General features: G+C 75.5%; 22 protein-coding genes. 11 read left to right on the forward strand and 11 right to left on the reverse strand.

Features of this window, described 5'->3' with window-relative positions; translation table 11 throughout:
• Nucleotides 1-18 precede the first annotated feature (18 nt).
• Nucleotides 19-687 carry a potassium channel family protein gene (locus MY526_RS06820; protein ID WP_436692251.1) on the forward strand — a complete coding sequence of 223 codons (669 nt, stop codon included), beginning with the start codon at nt 19-21 and terminating at the stop codon, nt 685-687.
• Nucleotides 687-1,355 (forward strand): potassium channel family protein, encoded by a 669-nt coding sequence (locus MY526_RS06825; RefSeq protein ID WP_436692252.1) that lies wholly within the window; start codon nt 687-689, stop codon nt 1,353-1,355. Before MY526_RS06820 ends, MY526_RS06825 begins: the two co-directional genes overlap by 1 nt.
• Before the next feature lie 8 nt (nt 1,356-1,363).
• Here the strand turns inward: MY526_RS06825 and MY526_RS06830 are convergent, their stop codons facing one another.
• From MY526_RS06830 to MY526_RS06860, 7 genes are all read right to left on the reverse strand, one after another.
• Nucleotides 1,364-2,134, reverse strand: a complete 771-nt coding sequence (locus MY526_RS06830; protein ID WP_436692253.1) for a DUF3159 domain-containing protein — start codon at nt 2,132-2,134, stop codon at nt 1,364-1,366.
• A gap of 89 nt (nt 2,135-2,223) precedes the next feature.
• Nucleotides 2,224-2,601 (reverse strand): OB-fold nucleic acid binding domain-containing protein, encoded by a 378-nt coding sequence (locus tag MY526_RS06835; protein WP_436692254.1) that lies wholly within the window; start codon nt 2,599-2,601, stop codon nt 2,224-2,226.
• Nucleotides 2,598-3,398, reverse strand: a complete 801-nt coding sequence (locus MY526_RS06840; protein WP_436703545.1) for an alpha/beta hydrolase family protein — start codon at nt 3,396-3,398, stop codon at nt 2,598-2,600. Before MY526_RS06840 ends, MY526_RS06835 begins: the two co-directional genes overlap by 4 nt.
• Nucleotides 3,395-4,165, reverse strand: coding sequence for a DUF3710 domain-containing protein (locus MY526_RS06845; RefSeq protein ID WP_436692256.1), 771 nt, complete (start codon nt 4,163-4,165; stop codon nt 3,395-3,397). Before MY526_RS06845 ends, MY526_RS06840 begins: the two co-directional genes overlap by 4 nt.
• 1 nt (nt 4,166) lies before the next feature.
• A complete protein-coding gene (gene dut / locus MY526_RS06850) occupies nt 4,167-4,673 on the reverse strand; it encodes a dUTP diphosphatase (RefSeq protein ID WP_436692257.1) in 507 nt (168 codons plus the stop codon).
• 36 nt (nt 4,674-4,709) lie between these two features.
• On the reverse strand, nt 4,710-5,603 hold the full coding sequence (locus MY526_RS06855; RefSeq protein WP_436692258.1) for a hypothetical protein: 894 nt from the start codon (nt 5,601-5,603) through the stop codon (nt 4,710-4,712).
• A gap of 64 nt (nt 5,604-5,667) precedes the next feature.
• Nucleotides 5,668-5,970 carry a DUF4193 domain-containing protein gene (locus MY526_RS06860; RefSeq protein ID WP_097206154.1) on the reverse strand — a complete coding sequence of 101 codons (303 nt, stop codon included), beginning with the start codon at nt 5,968-5,970 and terminating at the stop codon, nt 5,668-5,670.
• Nucleotides 5,971-6,290: 320 nt separating this feature from the next.
• On the opposite strand from MY526_RS06860, the gene MY526_RS06865 reads away from it, so the two are divergent.
• Nucleotides 6,291-7,337 (forward strand): phosphotransferase family protein, encoded by a 1,047-nt coding sequence (locus MY526_RS06865; protein ID WP_436692259.1) that lies wholly within the window; start codon nt 6,291-6,293, stop codon nt 7,335-7,337.
• Between the two features lie 58 nt (nt 7,338-7,395).
• Nucleotides 7,396-7,944: a LytR C-terminal domain-containing protein gene (locus tag MY526_RS06870; RefSeq protein WP_436692260.1), complete on the forward strand. Its 549-nt coding sequence runs from the start codon at nt 7,396-7,398 to the stop codon at nt 7,942-7,944.
• 58 nt (nt 7,945-8,002) lie between these two features.
• On the opposite strand, the gene MY526_RS06875 is transcribed toward MY526_RS06870, so the two are convergent.
• Nucleotides 8,003-8,809 (reverse strand): inositol monophosphatase family protein, encoded by an 807-nt coding sequence (locus MY526_RS06875; protein ID WP_436692261.1) that lies wholly within the window; start codon nt 8,807-8,809, stop codon nt 8,003-8,005.
• A gap of 59 nt (nt 8,810-8,868) precedes the next feature.
• Here MY526_RS06875 and ppgK point away from each other — a divergent pair, with 59 nt between their 5' ends.
• From ppgK to MY526_RS06900, 5 genes are all read left to right on the forward strand, one after another.
• On the forward strand, nt 8,869-9,612 hold the full coding sequence (gene ppgK, locus MY526_RS06880; RefSeq protein WP_436692262.1) for a polyphosphate--glucose phosphotransferase: 744 nt from the start codon (nt 8,869-8,871) through the stop codon (nt 9,610-9,612).
• A gap of 530 nt (nt 9,613-10,142) precedes the next feature.
• Entirely contained in the window at nt 10,143-11,279 is a 1,137-nt protein-coding gene (locus MY526_RS06885; RefSeq protein WP_436703547.1) for an RNA polymerase sigma factor, read from the forward strand.
• Nucleotides 11,280-11,711: 432 nt separating this feature from the next.
• Nucleotides 11,712-11,936 (forward strand): DUF7455 domain-containing protein, encoded by a 225-nt coding sequence (locus MY526_RS06890; protein WP_436692264.1) that lies wholly within the window; start codon nt 11,712-11,714, stop codon nt 11,934-11,936.
• A gap of 143 nt (nt 11,937-12,079) precedes the next feature.
• Nucleotides 12,080-14,266 (forward strand): VanW family protein, encoded by a 2,187-nt coding sequence (locus MY526_RS06895; RefSeq protein WP_436703549.1) that lies wholly within the window; start codon nt 12,080-12,082, stop codon nt 14,264-14,266.
• A gap of 82 nt (nt 14,267-14,348) precedes the next feature.
• Entirely contained in the window at nt 14,349-15,419 is a 1,071-nt protein-coding gene (locus tag MY526_RS06900) for a YihY/virulence factor BrkB family protein (RefSeq protein WP_436703551.1), read from the forward strand.
• Between the two features lie 21 nt (nt 15,420-15,440).
• On the opposite strand, the gene MY526_RS06905 is transcribed toward MY526_RS06900, so the two are convergent.
• Complete coding sequence (locus MY526_RS06905; protein WP_436692267.1) at nt 15,441-15,668, reverse strand: DUF3039 domain-containing protein; 228 nt, start codon at nt 15,666-15,668, stop codon at nt 15,441-15,443.
• Between the two features lie 83 nt (nt 15,669-15,751).
• Between MY526_RS06905 and MY526_RS06910 the strand changes: the two genes are divergently transcribed.
• The gene (locus tag MY526_RS06910) at nt 15,752-16,681 is read left to right on the forward strand and encodes a pseudouridine-5'-phosphate glycosidase (protein ID WP_436692268.1); all 930 of its coding nucleotides are present in this window, start codon (nt 15,752-15,754) and stop codon (nt 16,679-16,681) included.
• An 8-nt stretch (nt 16,682-16,689) separates the two neighbouring features.
• Nucleotides 16,690-17,562: a carbohydrate kinase family protein gene (locus tag MY526_RS06915; protein ID WP_436692269.1), complete on the forward strand. Its 873-nt coding sequence runs from the start codon at nt 16,690-16,692 to the stop codon at nt 17,560-17,562.
• A 57-nt stretch (nt 17,563-17,619) separates the two neighbouring features.
• Here MY526_RS06915 and MY526_RS06920 read toward each other — a convergent pair whose 3' ends face one another.
• Complete coding sequence (locus tag MY526_RS06920; RefSeq protein ID WP_436692270.1) at nt 17,620-17,916, reverse strand: DUF3099 domain-containing protein; 297 nt, start codon at nt 17,914-17,916, stop codon at nt 17,620-17,622.
• A gap of 207 nt (nt 17,917-18,123) precedes the next feature.
• Nucleotides 18,124-18,708 (reverse strand): HhH-GPD-type base excision DNA repair protein, encoded by a 585-nt coding sequence (locus MY526_RS06925; RefSeq protein ID WP_436692271.1) that lies wholly within the window; start codon nt 18,706-18,708, stop codon nt 18,124-18,126.
• Nucleotides 18,709-18,827 lie beyond the last annotated feature (119 nt).

An 18,827-nucleotide genomic window follows, 5' to 3' on the forward strand; every position in this document is an offset into this window, starting at 1 on the left:
TGCGATCGGGAGCCCCCAGTGCACGTGGTCGTGATGGGCTGCGGCCGCGTCGGATCGGCGATCGCCCGCCGGCTCGAGGAGATCGGCCACAGCGTCGCGGTGATCGACCAGGACCCCGAGGCCTTCCGCCGGCTCGGGCCCGACTTCGCCGGCCGCCAGGTGACCGGTCTGGGCTTCGACCGGCAGACGCTGCTCGACGCGGGCGTCGACTCCGCCGGGGCGTTCGCCGCGGTCAGCAGCGGCGACAACTCCAACATCATCAGCGCGCGGGTGGCCCGCGAGACCTTCGGCGTCCAGCACGTCGTGGCCCGGATCTACGACTCCAAGCGCGCCGAGGTCTACGAGCGCATGGGCATCCCCAGCGTGGCCACCGTCCCCTGGACGGTGAACCGGCTGCTGCGCGAGCTGCTGTCGGTCAAGGTCAGCGAGCTGTGGCGGGAGCCCACCGGCCAGGTGCTGCTCATGCGCGTGACGGTCACGGAGGGCTGGGTAGGCAAGAAGCTCTCGGCGCTGGAGGCCGCCTCCGGCGCGCGGGCGGCCTGGCTGGTGCGCTTCGGCGACGCCCAGCTGCCCACCCCGGCCACCGTGCTGCAGGACGGCGACCAGCTCGTCGTCGCCGCCACCGACGCGGTCACCCAGCGCGTGCACGAGGTCGTCGAGCGAGGCCCCGAGGGAGGGGATCACTGATGCGCGTGGCCATCGTGGGCGCCGGCGCTGTCGGCCGGTCGATCGCCGGCGAGCTGCTCAACAACGGGCACACGGTGATGCTCATCGAGAAGGACGCCCGCAAGGTGCGCACCCGGGCCGTTCCCGGCGCCGAGTGGGTGCAGGCCGACGCCTGCGAGGTCTCCTCGCTGGAGGAGGCGCAGCTGGCCACCTGCGACGTCGTGGTGGCCGCCACCGGTGACGACAAGGCCAACCTCGTGGTGTCCCTGCTGGCCAAGACCGAGTTCGCGGTCAACCGGGTGGTCGCCCGCGTGAAGGACCCGCGCAACGAGTGGCTCTACACCGAGGCCTGGGGCGTCGACGTCGCCGTCTCGACCCCGCGGGTGATCGCCGCGCTCGTCGAGGAGGCGGTGACCGTCGGCGACGTCGTCCGGCTGATGAGCTTCCGCAAGGGCGCGGCCAACCTGGTCGAGATCACCCTCGCCGAGGACACGCCCTGGGTGGGCCGGCCGTTGCGCGACGTACCCCTGCCCCGGGAGACGGTGCTCACCGCGCTGCTGCGCGGCGACCGGGTGATCAACCCCAGCCCGGACGAGCCGCTGGAGGCCGGCGACGAGCTGCTGTTCATCACGCACGCCGACGTCGAGGAGCAGCTGCAGGAGGTCCTCTCCCCCGCCCACGCCGGCTGAACGAGGCCTCAGGCGGCCGGGCGCTGCTCTTCCGGGCCGGCGTCCGCCGGCTCGGAGCGGTGCCGGTGCAGCCGCGCCACCACCCAGAGCGTCACGACGACCTCCACCGCGGTCACCGGCAGGCCCAGCACCAGGGACGCGGTGCCGAGCAGCTCCACCTCGTCGGCCCGGTACAGCACGAACTGGACGACGGCGCGCATCAGGAACGTCGCGCCCCACAGCAGGGTCAGCCAGGAGTAGGCGCGCACCATCCGACGGTCCTCGCGCCAGTGCCGCTCCGGCTGGGGGTCGGCCGGTCGCTCGCCGGTCTCCGGGTCCGGCGGCTGTCGGTGGTGCAGGGTCGCGCTGACCCGGTCCAGCTTCTTCCGCAGCCCCGGCAGCTTGTGCGAGGCCATCGCCCCCAGGTGGCTGGGCGCCAGGAACTCGGCCAGGACGCCGACCAGTGGCCAGCGCACGGCGATCGAGCCGATCAGCACGACGCCGAGCGCGACGTTGCGGACCAGGCCGGGGACGAAGAAGTCGCGGGCCTGGCCGGACGCGGCGGCGATCCCGACCGCGATCGCCACCCCGAACAGGCCGCTGACGGCCTGCTGGACGCTCTCCCGGCGCACGAGGCGCAGCGCGAAGACGAGGACGGCGGCGCCGATCGCCGCCCAGATGCCGGCGCGCAGCCCGCCGAGGGAGTTGGCCACGATGAACGCCACCGTGGGCAGCGACGCGTCGAGCATGCCCCGCCAGCCGCCGAGCTGCTCGAGCACCAGGTGCCGGTCGAACGTCACGGTGGCCGGCTCGCCGCCCGGCGGTCCACCGGCCGGGTGAGGGCCGGTCTCCGCCGGCCCGGGGCGGCCCTCCCCCTCGGGCACAGGTGTCACCCGGCGCTCAGCTCGTACCGGGGGTTGTAGATGACCTGCCGGCCGTCGAAGGAGGCGAACCGGCCGTGGGCGCTGAGCGTGCGCCCGGGCTCGATGCCGGGGATCCGGCGCCGGCCCAGCCACACCAGCGTCACCGACCCGGAGCCGTCGAAGAGCTCGGCCTCCAGGGTGGGCACCGTCTCGCGCGGGGTGTAGACGACCGACTTCAGCCGGCCGGTGACCGTGACGACCGCCCCCTTGCGGCAGGCGCTGACCGGCTCGCAGCCGGCGATCGCCGCGCCCTCGCGCAACTGCTCGGCATCGATGGTCTGGTCGTCGGCGGTCAGGCGCTGCAGGGTCCGCGCCAGCCAGCCGCCCGAACGGGTATCGGTCACGGTGCAAGCGTAGATCTGCCCCGCGGGCGCGCGGCGCGCTCCCGCAGCCAGTCGCGCACCAGCGCCCACGGCGCCCCGGCCGGGTCGATCAGGACCATGTGGTCGCCGTCCACCAGGCGCACGTCGACCCGCTCCCCCACCGCAGCCGCGGCGGCCGCGTAGCGGGCGCTCTGCTCCGGTGGGACGGACTCGTCGGACCGGCCGTGCACGCAGAGCAGGTCGGCGCCGGCGGGCACCAGCCGGACCGGGTCGGCCGCGGCGTACCGCTCGGGGGCCTCGTCCGGCTCCGCGCCCAGGAGGCCCTGCACCGCGCCGTTGCCCATCCGCTGGGCGGCGGCCAGGGTCAGGTCGAGGACGCCGGCCTGCAGCACCGCGGCGGCGATCCGCACCCGCGGGCGCGCGCCCGGCGCCCCCTCCGGCAGGCGCCCGCGACCGGCCACCCAGGCGGCGAGGTGCCCGCCCGCGGAGTGGCCCACGACGGCGACGTCGGCGAGGTCCAGCCGGCCGGCTGCGTCTCCCCCCTCCCGCGCGAGGTCGGGCAGCACGTCGACGGCGGCCGCGACGTCCTCGAGCGTGGCCGGCCACCCGCCCCCGGCGCCGACCCGCCGGTACTCGACGGCGACGGCGGCGAACCCGGCCGCGGCCAGGTCGGCGGCGAGGGGCCGGGCCAGCTCGATGCCGTGGGCGGCCCGCCAGAAGCCGCCGTGCAGCAGCACGACGACGGGTGCCGGGCCCCCGCCGTCGGGCAGGGTCAGCTCGACGAACTGGTCGGGGTGCGGGCCGTAGGAGGTCCTCACGCGCCGGGTGCGGGCTGGGTGCCGCCGGCAGCCGGTGTCCCGCCCCCGGGCGGGGCCTGCCGGCGGGCCGCCTGCTGGGCCGCGAGCTGCTGGCGGGCCGCCTGCTGGGCGGCCACCTGCGCCGCCGCCTGTGGGGGCAGGGTCAGGGGCAGTTGCTCGCGCACGGGCATCGGCTCGGCCCCGCGGACGACGACGATCCGCCGGAACGCCTCCTCCAGCTCGGGCGCGGCCTCCGGGTCGGCCGCCGCCGGGCCGCTGAGCATCCCGCGGAGGAACCAGCGGGGGCCGTCGACCCCGAGGAAGCGGGCCGCCCGGCGGACCGGCTGGGGCGCGGGCTGACCGGCCTGCGCCGGCGGCGTGGTGAGGACCGTTCCGGCCAGCTCCGTCCCGAACGGCCCCTCGACCTCCGTGAGCGACCCGCCCTGACCCGAGGCGCTGCGGGCGAGCTCGGCCCGCACCTCGTCCCAGATGCCGGCCGCCCGCGGCGCGGCGAACGCCGACACCTGCAGCAGCGACTCGCCCACCCGCAGGGTCGCCCCGATCACCTTCTGCTGGGCGTTCACGTCGACCCGCAGCTCCATGCCCGCGACCGCGGGGAGCCGCAGCGAGCCCAGGTCGACGCGGGCGACCCCGTCGTCGGGCGCGTCGGCCGCGTCCCAGGGGCCCGCGGTCTCCTCGACCTCGCGGACGCGGTGCTGCGGCTCGGGCGGCACCCCGCGTTCGCGGAGGCTGCGGTCGATCCGGTTGCGTCGCCGTCCGAACGGCATGTCAGCTGCGTCCCTTCGCGTGTGCGCTCGCGTGGCCGCCGGTCGAGCCGTGCCCGCCGCTGCCGCGCGTGCTCTCGGGCAGCTCCTCGACCGGCACGAACCGGGCCCGCACCACCGGCTGCACGACCAGCTGGGCGACGCGGTCGCCGCGGCGGAGCGTGAGCGGGGTCGTGGGGTCCAGGTTCACCAGGTTGACCTTGATCTCGCCGCGGTAGCCGGCGTCGATGGTGCCCGGCGCGTTCACCAGGCTCAGTCCCAGCCGGTGCGCCAGCCCGGACCGCGGGTGCACGAAGCCGGCGTAGCCCTCCGGGATGGCCACGGCCACCCCGGTGCCCACGAGCGCCCGCTGGAGCGGCGCGAGCTCGACGTCCTCGGCGAGGGTGAGGTCGGCGCCGGCGTCGCCGGGCAGGGCGTAGGCGGGGACGGCGCCGCCCGGGGCGGACAGCCGGACCGGCACGTCCACCTCGGGGGCGCCGGACCCGGGGACGGTCGCGTCGGGGTCGGGCACGTCGGCGACCCTAGTGGCGCGGTCGCGCGGTCGCCGTCAGGTGCGCAGCTTCCGCAGGTCGGTGAGGACGCGGCCGGCCAGGCTCTCGGTGGCCTTGAGGTTGCCCCGGCCGCCGAGCGCCGCGCCGACGAGGAACGGCGCCGCCGCGGGGATCGAGCGGGCCAGTCGCCGGGTCATCCGGAGGCGCAGCGTGCGCAGCCCGGCGGTGCCCAGCAGGGCGCCGAGACCCGGGGCGACCGCCGCGCCGTCGACGGCGCGCTGCGCCGACCAGCTGGACAGGTACGCGCCGGCGCGGGCGCGGGCGTCGCCGGGGGCCGGCCGACCGTGGAGCTCGTGCAGCTCCCCGATGAGGACGACCTCGACCGCCGCGGTCAGCACCGTCTCCGCGGCGAGCTCCAGTGGCAGCGCCAGCAGCGAGGGCGGGGCGAGCCAGTGCGCGGCCGAGATGCCGCCGGTCGCCGCACCGATGCCGGCGGTGAGCCGGCCGGCGCGGGCGACCAGCAGGTCGGCGATCTCGTCGTCGGCCGCCCCCGGGTACGCCACCCGCAGCCGGGCGGCGTCCCGGATCGGCAGCCGCGGCGCGGCGGCGGCCAGCAGGTCGCCCAGGAGGGCGACCGGCGACCTGTCGTCACCCTCGGCGGCGGACGCGGTGCCGGCTGCGGGCGCGCTGCCGCGCCCGACCCGGCTGCCGGCGGCCGACACGACCGCCGAGACGACATCCCGCAGGGTGGCGGCGGCCGGCCGGCGCCCGTCCTCGACCGGGGTGCCGGCCGCACCGCCCAGCAGCCCGGAGACGGCGTCGGCGAGCACCCGGCCGGCGCGGCCCAGGGGGCTCTCGACGGCCGGTCCGTCGCCGGGCCCGGTGGTGGCCACCGGACGCGGCGGCGGGACGTCGCGCACCGCGCCGGTGCGCTCCCGGTCCTCGGTCACGTGCTCTCCTCCCGTCGAGTGCTCTGGATCACCGCTCCCGTCCTGGGGAGGACGGGGTTCTCCGTCAGGCGGCGCAGTCCCGGCAGAACAGCTGGTCGCCGCGGGTGGCGGCGAGCCGGCTGCGGTGCTGCACCAGGAAGCAGCGCGAGCAGGTGAACTCGTCCTCCTGCTTGGGCAGGACGCGGACGGTCAGCTCCTCGTTGGACAGGTCCGCGCCGGGCAGCTCGAGGTTCTCGTTGAAGTCGGTCTCGTCGACGTCGACCGACGAGGACTGCGCTTCGGCACGCCGCGCCTTGAGCTCCTCGAGCGAGTCCTCGCCGAGCTCGTCGGCCTCGTTGCGGCGCGGGGCGTCGTAGTCGGTGGCCATGGGGTGTGCCCCTCCTCCGGGGTTCTCGCGGGCTTCGGCGCCCGCTTCGTCTGACGTCGGCGCCGAGGCGCCGCCGTCCTTGCCGGTCGCAGGGCGACCGGTGGTCTGCAGGCCGGCACCCGCTTCTCGGGCCCCGGCCGGTGTGGCTGTCCGCGTCCCCGTGAGCACCGCCGGACGGCGGGAGACGACGGCGCTGGACGACCAGCGGACCCCCCAACGTCGCGCGGTCCCCGTTTGTGCCCGACTCGCGAGGCGACGATCGCAATCGGAGCCGGATCGGGTCGGACGGGGTGCGGAGCGCCAGAGGTTACCCTGCGCCCGTGTCGACTCCCGCGGGTGCTGACCCAGCCGTCGTCGGTCCGTACCTGGCCGGTGTCCTCGGGGACGAGCGGTGGCGATCGGTGCGCCTCGAGCTCATCGCCGCGGGCCTGTCCAACCTCACCTACGTGGTCAGGCCGGAGGACGGCGCACCGGGCGACGAGGTGATCCTCCGGCGGCCCCCGACCGGCGCCGTGCTCGCCACCGCGCACGACATGGCCCGCGAGCACCGGGTGATCAGCGCCCTGGGGCCGACGCCGGTCCCCGTGCCGCGGACGCTGCACCTGTGCACCGACCCGGAGGTGCTCGGCGCGCCCTTCTACGTGATGGAACGGGTCGTCGGGCTGCACGTGGTGGACCGGATCCCCCCCGGGTACGCCGACGGGCCGGACCAGCGCCGCGCCATCGGCGACGGGCTGGTCGACGTCCTGGCCGAGCTGCACGCCGTCGACCACGAAGCGGTGGGGCTGGGCGACTTCGGCCGGCCGGAGGGCTTCATGGCCCGGCAGGTGCGGCGCTGGACCAAGCAGTGGGACGCCACCCGTGACCGCGACCGTCCCGGCCTCGACGCGCTGGCCGCCCGGCTGGCCGAGACCGTGCCCGCCACCCAGCGCGACGCGATCGTCCACGGCGACTACCGGCTGGACAACTGCCTGCTCGACCCGGACGTCCCGGGCCGGATCCGCGCGGTGCTCGACTGGGAGATGTCCACGCTCGGCGACCCGCTGGCCGACGTCGGGATGCTGTTCGTCTACTGGCCGCAGGCCGGTGAGGAGAGCGTCGCCGGCCAGAGCACGGTGACCGCGCTGCCCGGCTTCCCCAGCCGCACGGAGGTCGCCGAGCGGTACGCCCGGCGCAGCGGGCTCGACCTGTCGGACCTCAACTGGTACGTCGGGTTCGCCTACTTCAAGTTCGCCGCGATCGTCGCCGGCATCGTCGCCCGCTCGGCGGCCGGGGCGATGGCCGGCAAGGACACCTCCGGCTACGCCGAGCGCATCGACCCCTGCGTGGAGCAGGGACGCGCCGCACTGGACGACGGTGCGATCTAGGGCCCTGCGGCGGCTCTAGACTCCCGCCGACCGTCAGCCTCCGAGGGGGAACCAGCTCGTGACCGCGCCGCCCACCGACCGTCCCGCGGTGCGCCCCCGCAGTGGCCGGCGGCCGATCCCGCCGCTGATCTTCCTGCTCGTGCTGGCACTGGCCGCACTGGCGGTCTGGTGGAACGTGCTGCAGGACGAGCAGGACCGCGACGCGGCCCAGGCGGCGGCGTGCACGACCGCCTCGGCGGCCCCGCCCTCGCTGGACCCGAGCACCCTCTCGGTGCGGGTGTTCAACGCCACCGACACGGCCGGCCTGGCCCAGACGGTCGCCGCCGACCTGCAGGCCCGCGGTTTCGTGGTCGAGGAGGTCGCCAACGACCCCACCGACCGCGAGGTCACCGGCGTGGGCGAGATCCGGCACGGCCCCCGCGGCAACGACGCGGCCGCCTACCTGGCCCTGCACCTGCGCGACGCCGGCGACTTCCTCGACACCCGGGCGACCGCCCAGGTCGACCTCGTGATCGGCCCGGAGTTCGTGTTCCCCGACAGCCTGGCCACCGCCGAGCAGGTCGCCGAGGCGCTGAGCACCGTCGAGAGCGCCGCCGCGGCCTGCTGACGGCCGGCCTGCCCGGTTCCGCCGCGAACCGGCGAGGGGTGGGCGGTACGGGGACCGCTCAGTGCAGCCGGTCGAGAAGCTCGACGAACGGCTCGGCGACCGAGGGCGCCACGGCGATGCCCAGGGGCTGCGCGAACGGGCGCCCGGGGAGCCCGGTGACCACCGCCCCGGCCTCGGCGGCGACGAGGGCCCCCGCCGCGAAGTCCCACGCGTTGAGGTGCAGCTCGTAGTAGGCGTCGACCCGGCCGGCGGCCACGGTGCACAGGTCGAGCGCGGCCGACCCGTGCCGGCGGATGTCCCGCACGTGCGGGAGGAGCTCGGCCACCACCGCCCCCTGGGCCCGGCGCTGTTCCTCCTGGTAGCCGAAGCCGGTCGCGACGAGGGTCTGCTCCAGCGACGCCGGGCGGCTGCCGGTCAGCGGGACCGGGTCCCCGTCGCCCACCGTCAGGGTCGCGCCGCCACCGGCGGTGGCCGCGTACAGCTCGCCGGTGGCGACGTTGAGGACCACACCCGCGCGCACCAGGCCGTCGACCTCGGCCGCGATGGACACCGCGAAGGCGGGGAGCCCGTAGACGAAGTTCGTGGTGCCGTCGATCGGGTCGACCACCCAGCGGACGCCGCTGGTCCCCGTCCGCTCGCCGCCCTCCTCGCCGAGCACCCCGTCGTCGGGACGCGCCCCCAGGAGGCGGGCCACGACCAGCTCCTCGCAGGCCTTGTCCACGGCCGTGACCATGTCGACCGGGCTGGACTTGAGGTCGACCTGCTCGGCGGCCGAGGCGCGCCCGCGGGCCACCAGCTCCCCCGCCTCCCGCGCGGTCGCGACGGCGAGGTCGAGGAGGGCGGCCGGTTCCACGTCGGAGGTCACGACGCCGATCCTGCCCGAGCCCCACTGGCGCCGGCGGCCCCGGTCACTACCCTGACCGCGTGCTGGGCTTCGGGGTCGACATCGGTGGCAGCGGGATCAAGGGGTGCCTGGTCGACCTGGACAAGGGCGAACTCCAGGGCGAGCGGCTGCGGATCGAGACGCCGCAGCCGTCCCTGCCCGAGCCGGTGTACGACGTCGTCGCGCGGATCGTGGACCACTTCGACTGGCAGGGCCGGATCGGGGTGACCTTCCCCGGGGTGCTCAAGCGCGGGGTCGCGCACACCGCCGCCAACGTCGACAAGAGCTGGCTGGGCACCGACCTCGCCGCCGGCCTGGCCGAGCGGGTGCCCGACGGCGTGCAGACGCTCAACGACGCCGACGCCGCGGGGCTGGCCGAGATGCGCTACGGCGCCGGCCGGGACAGGAACGGCGTCGTCCTCATGCTGACCTTCGGCACCGGGATCGGCAGCGCGCTGTTCACCGACGGCGTCCTGGTGCCCAACACCGAGTTCGGGCACATCCAGGTCGACGGCGAGGACGGCGAGCGCCGCGCGTCGGCCGCGGCCCGGGACCGCGAGGAGCTCAGCTACCCGGCGTGGGCGCGGCGGGTCGACCGCTACCTCGACGTGCTCGAGGCCAGCGTCTGGCCGGACCTGATCATCGTCGGCGGCGGGGTGAGCAAGAAGGCGCACAAGTGGGTGCCGCTGCTCTCCACCCGCACCCCGGTGGTCCCGGCGGAGCTGCTCAACGACGCCGGCATCGTCGGCGCGGCGCTCGCTGCCGAGGAGCGCATCGGACGGTGACCGTGCGTGAACGGAGGCGGACCATCGCGCGCCCGGACCGCCACGGAGCGTGAGCACGTCCCGGATCAGGGGGGAAGACCCCCTTGCGGGCGACCGCGACCAGTACGGAACGGTGGAATAGCCCTGGCGCGTCGTTACAATGGGGAAGCCCCGCTCCGTCGCTCCTCAGCCGTGAGGCATCCCCCGTCCGCGCACCGGTGAAACCCGGGGTGCCCGCGGGACGCCCGCGCCCGGGACGCCGGCCCGGGGCCGCTGCCCGGGGACCACATGGGGACTCCGGGGAACGCACCCCAGCACGGGAAGGAACCTGAGTGCCCGCCGATCAGCCAGAACCGGACGCCGCCGCAGCGAGCACGCGCTCCAGGACGGTCGCCGCCGGTCCCCGGCCCACCCGGACCAGCGCACCGGTATCCGCGGGGGAGGCCGGAGCCGCACCGGCCAAGTCCACCCGCAAGAAGGCCCCGGCGAAGTCCGCCACGGGCGCCCGCACGCCGAGCATCGCCCCGTCGCCGGGTGGTGGTGAGGGGGCCGTGCTGACCGCCGTCGCCACCGACGACTCCCCCGTCGCCGTCATCGACGCCGGACCGGAGGGCCTCAAGCTCGACGACGCCGTCGTCGCCGGCCCCGACGGCGTCGCCGACGAGCCCACGCCCGAGGAGGCCGAGGCCGTCGGCGGCGACTTCGAGTGGGACGACGAGGAGGAGTCCGAGGCGCTCCGCCAGGCCCGCAAGGACGCCGAGCTCACCGCGTCGGCCGACTCCGTCCGCGCCTACCTCAAGCAGATCGGCAAGGTCGCGCTGCTCAACGCCGAGGAGGAGGTGGACCTCGCCAAGCGGATCGAGGCTGGCCTCTACGGCGCCGAGCGGCTGCGCCAGGCCGAGGAGGAGGGCCAGAAGCTCTCCCCCCAGATGCGCCGCGACCTCAACTGGATCGTGCGCGACGGCGAGCGGGCCAAGAACCACCTGCTCGAGGCCAACCTCCGCCTCGTGGTCTCCCTCGCCAAGCGCTACACCGGCCGCGGCATGGCGTTCCTGGACCTCATCCAGGAGGGCAACCTCGGCCTGATCCGCGCGGTCGAGAAGTTCGACTACACCAAGGGCTACAAGTTCTCCACGTACGCCACCTGGTGGATCCGGCAGGCCATCACCCGCGCCATGGCCGACCAGGCCCGCACCATCCGCATCCCGGTGCACATGGTCGAGGTCATCAACAAGCTCGGCCGCATCCAGCGCGAGCTGCTCCAGGACCTCGGGCGCGAGCCCACCCCGGAGGAGCTGGCCAAGGAGATGGACATCACCCCGGACAAGGTGCTGGAGATCCAGCAGTACGCCCGGGAGCCGATCAGCCTCGACCAGACCATCGGCGACGAGGGCGACAGCCAGCTCGGTGACTTCATCGAGGACTCCGAGGCGGTCGTCGCGGTCGACGCGGTGAGCTTCACGCTCATGCAGGACCAGCTGACCAGCGTGCTGCAGACGCTGTCCGAGCGCGAGGCCGGCGTCGTCCGGCTGCGCTTCGGCCTGACCGACGGCCAGCCGCGCACGCTGGACGAGATCGGCCAGGTCTACGGCGTCACCCGTGAGCGGATCCGGCAGATCGAGTCCAAGACGATGTCGAAGCTGCGCCACCCCAGCCGCTCGCAGGTGCTGCGCGACTACCTCGACTGAGGAAGAACCCCGTCCCGCACGAAGGGGCCCCGGCCACCGGCCGGGGCCCCTTCGCGTTGCGGGCGGGTGTCACTGCGTCCCGCCCGTCACGGCCGGATGTCAGGAAGGTCACGATCTCACCCACACGAGGCGGACCGGTCGTGTACGCCGTCATCCGCCGGGTAAGCGGCGTAGCGTGAGGGACGTCGAGACAGCAGCGGACCCACCAGCCGGACGATGACCGGCGCACGGAACGACGAGACCACCCTGACGAAACAGTCCTGCCCGACCCAGTGACGTCCCCTGCTGACCCGCCCCACCGTGACGAAGGACACAGGCCCGCCACCAGCGAGTCTGCCCTCCGGCCGGAAGGACCGGGAACACAGGAGGTCGCCCTGGCGCTGTGCAGGAGGCCGATCCGCAGCCGCGGGTCCGTGCGGTAGAGAGCGAGTGATGACCCAGATGACCCAGACGCTGACGACGACCCCCTCCGCCGACGAGCTGGTCGTTCCCTTCCACTGTGACCGTTGTGGCGCGCTGGCCAAGGTGCGGGTGGTCCTCGCCAGTGGCAGTGACCTCGTGTTCTGTGGTCACCACGCCCGTGAGTACGAGGGCAAGCTGCGCGACATCGCCGTCGACATCATCGACACCGACGGCGAGCAGCGCCTCACGACCTGACCGAGAGGTTATCGTCGCTCACAGCGATGAAGCCCTCACCCGACGCCGCCGCCGGCGTCCCTGATCCGCACCACGCGGACGGGACGCCGGCGGCTCCGTCGTTCCCGGGGATCCCCGGTCGACGGCCACCCGGAGATCCCGCGATGCCACAGCACCCCACTCAGCAGGACCAGACCGCCCGGATCGAGTCCGAGGCGTTCTCCGACGACACCCGGCCCGTGCCGCGGGACCGGGGCCCGGTCGGCCCCGACGTCTCCGGCAAGCCGGCGCCGGTCGCCGGGCCGTCGACCACGCCGGAGGTCCCGGTCGCGGAGCCGCCGAGCGCCCGCGAGGCGCCGGCCGCCGGGACGCCCGAGACGCCCGCCGCGACTCCGGAGGCTCCCGACGCCCCGCCCGAGGACGACGGCGCGACGCAGGACATCCGCTTCGCCCCTGGCGAGGCACCGGGCGACACCCCGCCCCCTCCGGCCGGCGGCGCGACCACCGCGACCGACGGTCCGGCCGCCGACACCGGCCTGGGGAGCGACATCAGCGCCGGCCCGGGCGGTCCGGGCGACGACGGTGCCCCCGGCGCGGGCGCGCCGCGCCGTCCCTGGTGGCGCCGCCCGGCCCTCATCACCCCGGTGGCCGCGGTCGGCGTGCTCGCTGCGGTCTACGGCGCCGACGTGCTGGTGGCCGGCGGGGACATCCCCCGCAACACCGTCGTCGCCGGCGTCGACATCGGTGGCCTCTCGCCCGCCGCCGCGTCCGAGGAGCTGGAGTCGGAGCTGGCGCCGCGGGTCACCGCCGACCACACGGTCGTCGCCGACGACGTGCAGGCCACCCTCTCCCCCGCCACCGCCGGGATCACCCTCGACGTCCCCGGCACGCTGGAGGCCGCCGGCGACCAGCCGCTCAACCCGTGGACCCGCCTCGTCTCGGTGTTCAGCGACCGCGAGATCGCGCCGGTGATCACCGGTGAGGACACCGCGCTGGCCGCCCAGGTCGACGCCATCGCCCAGCAGGTCGACCGGGCGCCGGTGGACGCCACGATCGCGATCGACGGGACGACCGCCACCGTGGTCCAGCCCCAGGACGGCCGCACGCTGGACCGGGAGGGCGCCGCGGCTGCGGTCACCGACTTCCTCGCCGCCGGTGGGGACCCGAGCACGCCGATCGAGCTGCCGGTCGACGTCACCCCGAGCGCGGTGGACGCCGAGGAGGCCCAGCGGGTGCTGGACGCGACGGTGACCCCGGCCCTCGCCGCGCCGGTCACCGTGGCCAGCCAGGACGGCGGGACGTCGGTCGAGATCCCCGAGACCGCGCTCGCCGCCGCGCTCGCCTTCACGCCGCAGGAGGACGGCGCGCTCGCCGTGGCCGTCGACCCCGCCCGCCTCCAGGAGGCCATGGGCGACGGCTTCGCCGAGTTCGGCACGCCCGCCGAGGACGCACGCTTCGAGGTCTCCGGCGGCGCGGTGACCGTCGTCCCGTCGGTGGACGGCACCGGGGTCGACCCCACGGCCCTCGCCGGCCAGCTGCTGGAGGTGCTGCCGCAGCCCGCGCCGCGCTCGGTCACCGCGGCGCTCGGGCCGGTGGAGGCCGAGTTCAGCACCGCCGACGCCGAGGCGCTGGGCATCCGCGAGGAGATCAGCACCTTCACGACGAACTTCACCAGCGCGGCCAGCGGCACCAACATCCGCGTGGCTGCGGCCGAGCTCGACGGCGCGGTCGTGCAGCCCGGCGAGACGTTCAGCCTCAACGGGTACACCGGCCCGCGCACCACCGCGCAGGGCTACGTCGAGGCCGGCGTGATCAACAACGGCGAGTTCACCACCGCCGTCGGCGGCGGCGTCAGCCAGGTCGCGACGACGATGTTCAACGCCGTCTTCTTCGCCGGCCTCGAGGACGTCTACCACAAGCCGCACAGCTACTACATCAGCCGGTATCCGGCCGGCCGCGAGGCGACGGTCTACTACGACTCCATCGACCTCAAGTGGCGCAACGACAGCGACACCGGCGTCCTGGTCGACACCCAGTGGACGCCGAACTCCCTGACGATCACCTTCTACGGGACCAAGCGCTACGACATCGAGTCGGTCAGCAGCGAGCGCTTCAACATCCGGCAGCCGGTCGTGCAGGAGAAGCCCGACGACGGCAGCTGCAGCCCGCAGGCCGGGTCGACCGGTTTCGACATCACCGTCACCCGGGTGTTCCGCGACCCGGCCGGCGGCGCGGAGATCAAGCGGGAGGACTTCCGGGCCCGCTACGCCGCCGAGCCCGTCATCCGGTGCGTCCCGGTCGCCGACCCCAGCGCACCCGTGCCGGCCCCCGCGCCGACTCCGGGCGGCTGACCGCTCGCCCGTTCGGGCGACCGCGGCGGCTCGCCGGGGTCGGGCGGGGCTCTACCCCAGGCCTGACGTGCACACTGAGCCGGTGAGCACCGTGCTGCCCGGAGGCTCCACGGCCCGCGCCGGGAGCGGGCCGGACGGTGTCGACGCCGACCATCCGGCCTCGGACGGTGCCGCACGCCTCCCGGTGGCCGCCGCGCCGCGGGACCGGCTGGTCCGCTGGCCGGCGCCGCTCCGCGTGCCGCTGCAGGTGCTCGGCCGCACCCTGGCCAAGGCGTGGCAGGACCGGATCCTCGGGCTGTCGGCCGAGGCCGCCTTCTGGCAGATCCTCTCGGTGCCGCCCCTGCTCATCGGGCTGCTGGGGTCGCTGGGCTACCTGGGCAGCTTCATCGGCGACGCGTCGGTCGCCGAGATCGAGGAGCAGCTGCTGACGGCCTCGGCCGAGGCCCTGACGCCGGACGTCGTCGACTCGCTGGTGCGCCCCACGCTGGCCGACATCCTGGGCTCCGGGCGGCTGGACCTGGTCAGCGTCGGCTTCCTGCTGTCGCTGTGGGCCGGCTCCTCGGCGACGGCGACGTTCATGAACACGATCGTCATCGCCTACGACCAGCGCGACGTCCGCGGCCCGATCGCCACCCGGCTGATGGCGCTGTGGCTGTTCGTCGTCGGCATGGTGGTGGCGGTGCTGACCCTCCCCCTGCTGGTCCTCGGCCGCGGGGTGCTGGTGTCGCTGCTGCCACGCGACTGGCAGGACACCGGGACGGTGCTGGTCAACGCCGTCTACTGGCCGGTGGTGCTGCTCGGGCTGGTCCTGGCGCTGACCTGCTTCTACCACGTGGTGCTGCCGCGCCGGCTGCCGTGGAAGCGGCACCTGCCGGGGACCCTGCTGGCGGTCGGGTTCTTCCTCGTGGCCGTGCTGCTGCTGCGGGCCTACGTGTCCGACATCCTCACCGCGACGCTGCCCTACGGCGCGCTCGCCACCCCCATCGCCGCCCTGCTGTTCTGCTTCTTCTTCGGCATGGCGGTGCTGCTCGGTGCCGAGCTCAACGCGACCATCCAGGCGCGCTGGCCGGCGGCGCTGCGCCGGCACGAGCGGCGCCGGCAGGAGCGGCGGGCGGCCAAGCTGGAGCGCGCCCGCCGCCTCGACCTCATGTGAACCCCGCGCAGCGGGGCGCTGCTACTTCCGGAGCTGCTCGTAGATCTCCTTGCAGGCCGGGCACACCGGGCTGCCGGGCTTCGGCGCCTTGGTCACCGGGAAGACCTCGCCGCAGAGCGCCTCGACCATCGTGCCCATGACGGCGCTCTCGGCGATCTTGTTCTTGCGGACGTAGTGGAAGACCTCGTTGGCGTTGCCGGTGTCGCCCTCGCGGACGTCGGGCTTCTCGAGGATGTCGCTGCTGCTCACGCGCTGCTCCCTGGCGGCTCGCGGGGACGTGGACCGGGAGACGCCCACCCGGGCGCGGCTCCCCCGCCCACCATGATGGCAGGGTGCACGCCGACCACCCGCCCCTCGCCGTCCGGACCTCACCCGAGGTCGCGGCCGCCCTCGCCGAGGGGCGCCCGGTCGTCGCGCTCGAGAGCACGCTCCTGGCGCACGGGCTCCCCCACCCGGACAACCGCGCCGCGGCCGACCGGGTCGAGGCCGCGGTCCGCGCCGGCGGTGCGGTGCCCGCGACGATCGCCGTCCTCGACGGCGTGCCGCACGTCGGGCTGACGCCCGGGCAGGTGGACCGGGTCTGCGCCGACCCGGAGCTGGCCAAGCTCGGCGTCAGAGACCTGCCGGTCGCCGCGGCGCTCGGCGTCAGCGGGGCCACCACGGTGTCCAGCACCGCCCTGCTCGCCTCGTCGGCCGGCATCCCGGTCTTCGCCACCGGCGGGCTCGGCGGCGTGCACCGGCAGGCGGCCGACACGTTCGACGAGTCCGCCGACCTCACCGCCCTGGCGCGCACCTCGCTGGTCGTGGTCTGCGCCGGGGTCAAGTCGATCCTCGACGTCCCGGCCACCCTGGAACGGCTGGAGTCGCTGTCGGTGACCGTGGTCGGCTACCGCACCCGCGCGTTCCCCGGCTTCTACGTCTCCGACTCCGGCTCGCCGCTGGACTGGTCGGTGGACGACGCCGCGCAGGCCGCCGCCGTGTTCGCCGCCCGGCGGGACCTGGCGCCGGGCGCGGTCGTCGTCGCCAACCCCCTGCCGGCCGACGAGCAGCTCGACCCCGAGCTGCACGACCGGGTGATCGCCGGCGCGCTGGCGGCCGCGGAGACGGCGGGGGTGCGCGGCAAGGCGGTCACCCCGTTCGTCCTGGACCACCTGCACCGGGCCAGCGAGGGGGCCACGCTGGCGGTCAACGTCCGCCTGGTGCTGCGCAACGCCGAGCTGGCCGGCCGGATCGCGGCCGCCCTGGCCGCACTCCCCCGCTGAGCGGCGCGGTGCGTCCCGTCCTCGTCGTCGGCGACCTGGCGACCGACGTCGTCGTGGTGCTCTCCGGCGAGCCGGCGCCGGAGTCCGACCGGCCCGCCCGGATCCGCACGCGGGGCGGGGGCGCGGGTGCGAACGTCGCCGCCCACCTCGCCGCGCTCGGGGTGCCGGTGGTCTTCGCCGGCTGCACCGGGGACGACCCGGCGGGCATCGGGCTCGTGACGGAGCTGGGAGCGGCCGGGGTCACACCGGCGGTGCGGACCGTGCCCGGTGTCCCCAGCGGAACGGTGGTGAGCCTGGTCGAGCCGGGCGGCCGGCGCAGCATGCTGGCCGACCGCGGGGCGAACCTCGAGCTGCGGCCCGACGACGTCCCGCCGCTGCCGCCCGGCGGGCACCTGCACCTCTCGGGCTACACGCTTCTGGACCCGCGGCCGCGCGCCGCGGGGCTGGCCGCGCTCGCGGCCGCGGCCGCCGCCGGCGGCACCGTCTCGGTGGACCCCGCGTCGACCGGGCCCCTCGCGCGCTACGGCGTCGACCGGTGGCTGGCCGACACCGCCGCCACCACCCTGGTGCTGCCCAACGCGGCCGAGGCGAGGCTGCTCACCGGCTGCACGGACCCGGAGGCGGCGGCGCGCGCCCTGGCCACCCGCCACGAGGTCGCGGTGGTGACCCTGGGCGCCGAGGGCGCGCTGTGGGCGTCGGGGCGGACCGTGCTGCACCGGCCGGCGCACCCGGCCACCGTCGTGGACAGCACCGGTGCCGGGGACGCCTTCGCCGCCGGCCTGCTGTCGGTGTGGCTGACCGACCCCACCGACGCGGTGCGGGCGCTGGAGGCCGGCCTGGCCCGGGCGGCCGCCGTGGTCGCGCGGGCCGGCGCCCGCTGAGGCCCCCTGCAGGGGCCCGCCGCGAGCGGGCGAGCGGTGGGGGCAGGGGGTCCTTCGTCAGTGCTCGATGACGCGCCCCGGGCGGGCGGGGTTCTCCAGGATCCGGTCCGGCCGGCCGGGTGCGTAGCGGTTCACGGCGAGCTTCTTCTTGGGCGGCCGGTCGTTGGCCATCATCACGGCGACCCAGGGCAGCACGACGCCGAGGAACGCGAAGATCAGCGCCAGCCACAGCGTCTGGTAGAAGGCCGCAGCGAGCACCAGAGCCACGGCGCGGACGGCCATGGTCAGCACGTAGCGCCGTTTCCGCATCGCGTGCTGCTCGTCCAGGCTGAGCTGGGCCTCGGTGATGAGCACGGGTTCCGGCCGACGGGGCCGCGCCGGTTGCTGGCTCGAGGCCACGGGCTTCCTTCCCTCTGCCGGCCGGAGTGCGGCGCTCGGCAGATCCCCTCCGCGGGCTGCTCCGCCCGACGTCCCGACGGCGTCCGGATCCCGGCGCAGCCCGGGTGCCCCGCCCATGGTGCCACCCGTTCGCGGGCGGTGCAGGTACCCCGCGCGCCGTCCTCAGGTCGCCGTCGCGGCCTTCGCGGCCTGCTTCTTCGCCTGCTTGAACTGGCGGACCTCCACCAGGGACGCCGGTCCGGTGATGTCGGCGACCGAGCGGCGCGCGCCGTCCTCCCCGTACTCCCCCGCCGCCTCCCGCCAGCCCGGCGGCGTGACGCCGTACTGCTTGCCGAGCAGCGCGACGAGGATCTTCGCCTTCTGGGCCCCGAAGCCGGGGAGCTGCCCGACCCGCTCGAGCAGCGTGGCGCCGTCGGCCACGTCGTTCCACAGCCCCTCGGCCCGGCCGTCGTAGCGCTCCAGCAGCAGGCGGCAGACCGCCTGGGCGCGCCCGGCCATCGAGCCCGGGTAGCGGTGGATCGCCGGCGGGCCCTGGAACCAGGCGGTCATCCGCTCCGGGTCGGCCTCGGCGATCTCGGCGGCCGAGAGGGTGTCGACGCCCATGCGATCGGCCAGCAGACGGGGGCCGGCGAAGGCACGCTCCATGGGGAACTGCTGGTCGAAGAGCATCCCGAGCAACAGCGCGAGCGGGTCACGGCCGAGCAGGTCGTCGGCCGCCGGGTCCTGGGTGATGGTCACGGTGGGCACCCCGGGGATCCTGCCCGATGCGGCAGCTGCAGGGTCGTGCCGCCCGTGCCCCACGAGACAGGACAGTGCAGGCGAGGCCGCGCTCGGCAATCGCCCACCGCCGGTGCGCTTCTTCGAGG

The sequence above is a fragment of the Geodermatophilus sp. CPCC 205761 genome (assembly GCF_051383655.1).
Lineage (GTDB): Bacteria > Actinomycetota > Actinomycetes > Mycobacteriales > Geodermatophilaceae > Geodermatophilus.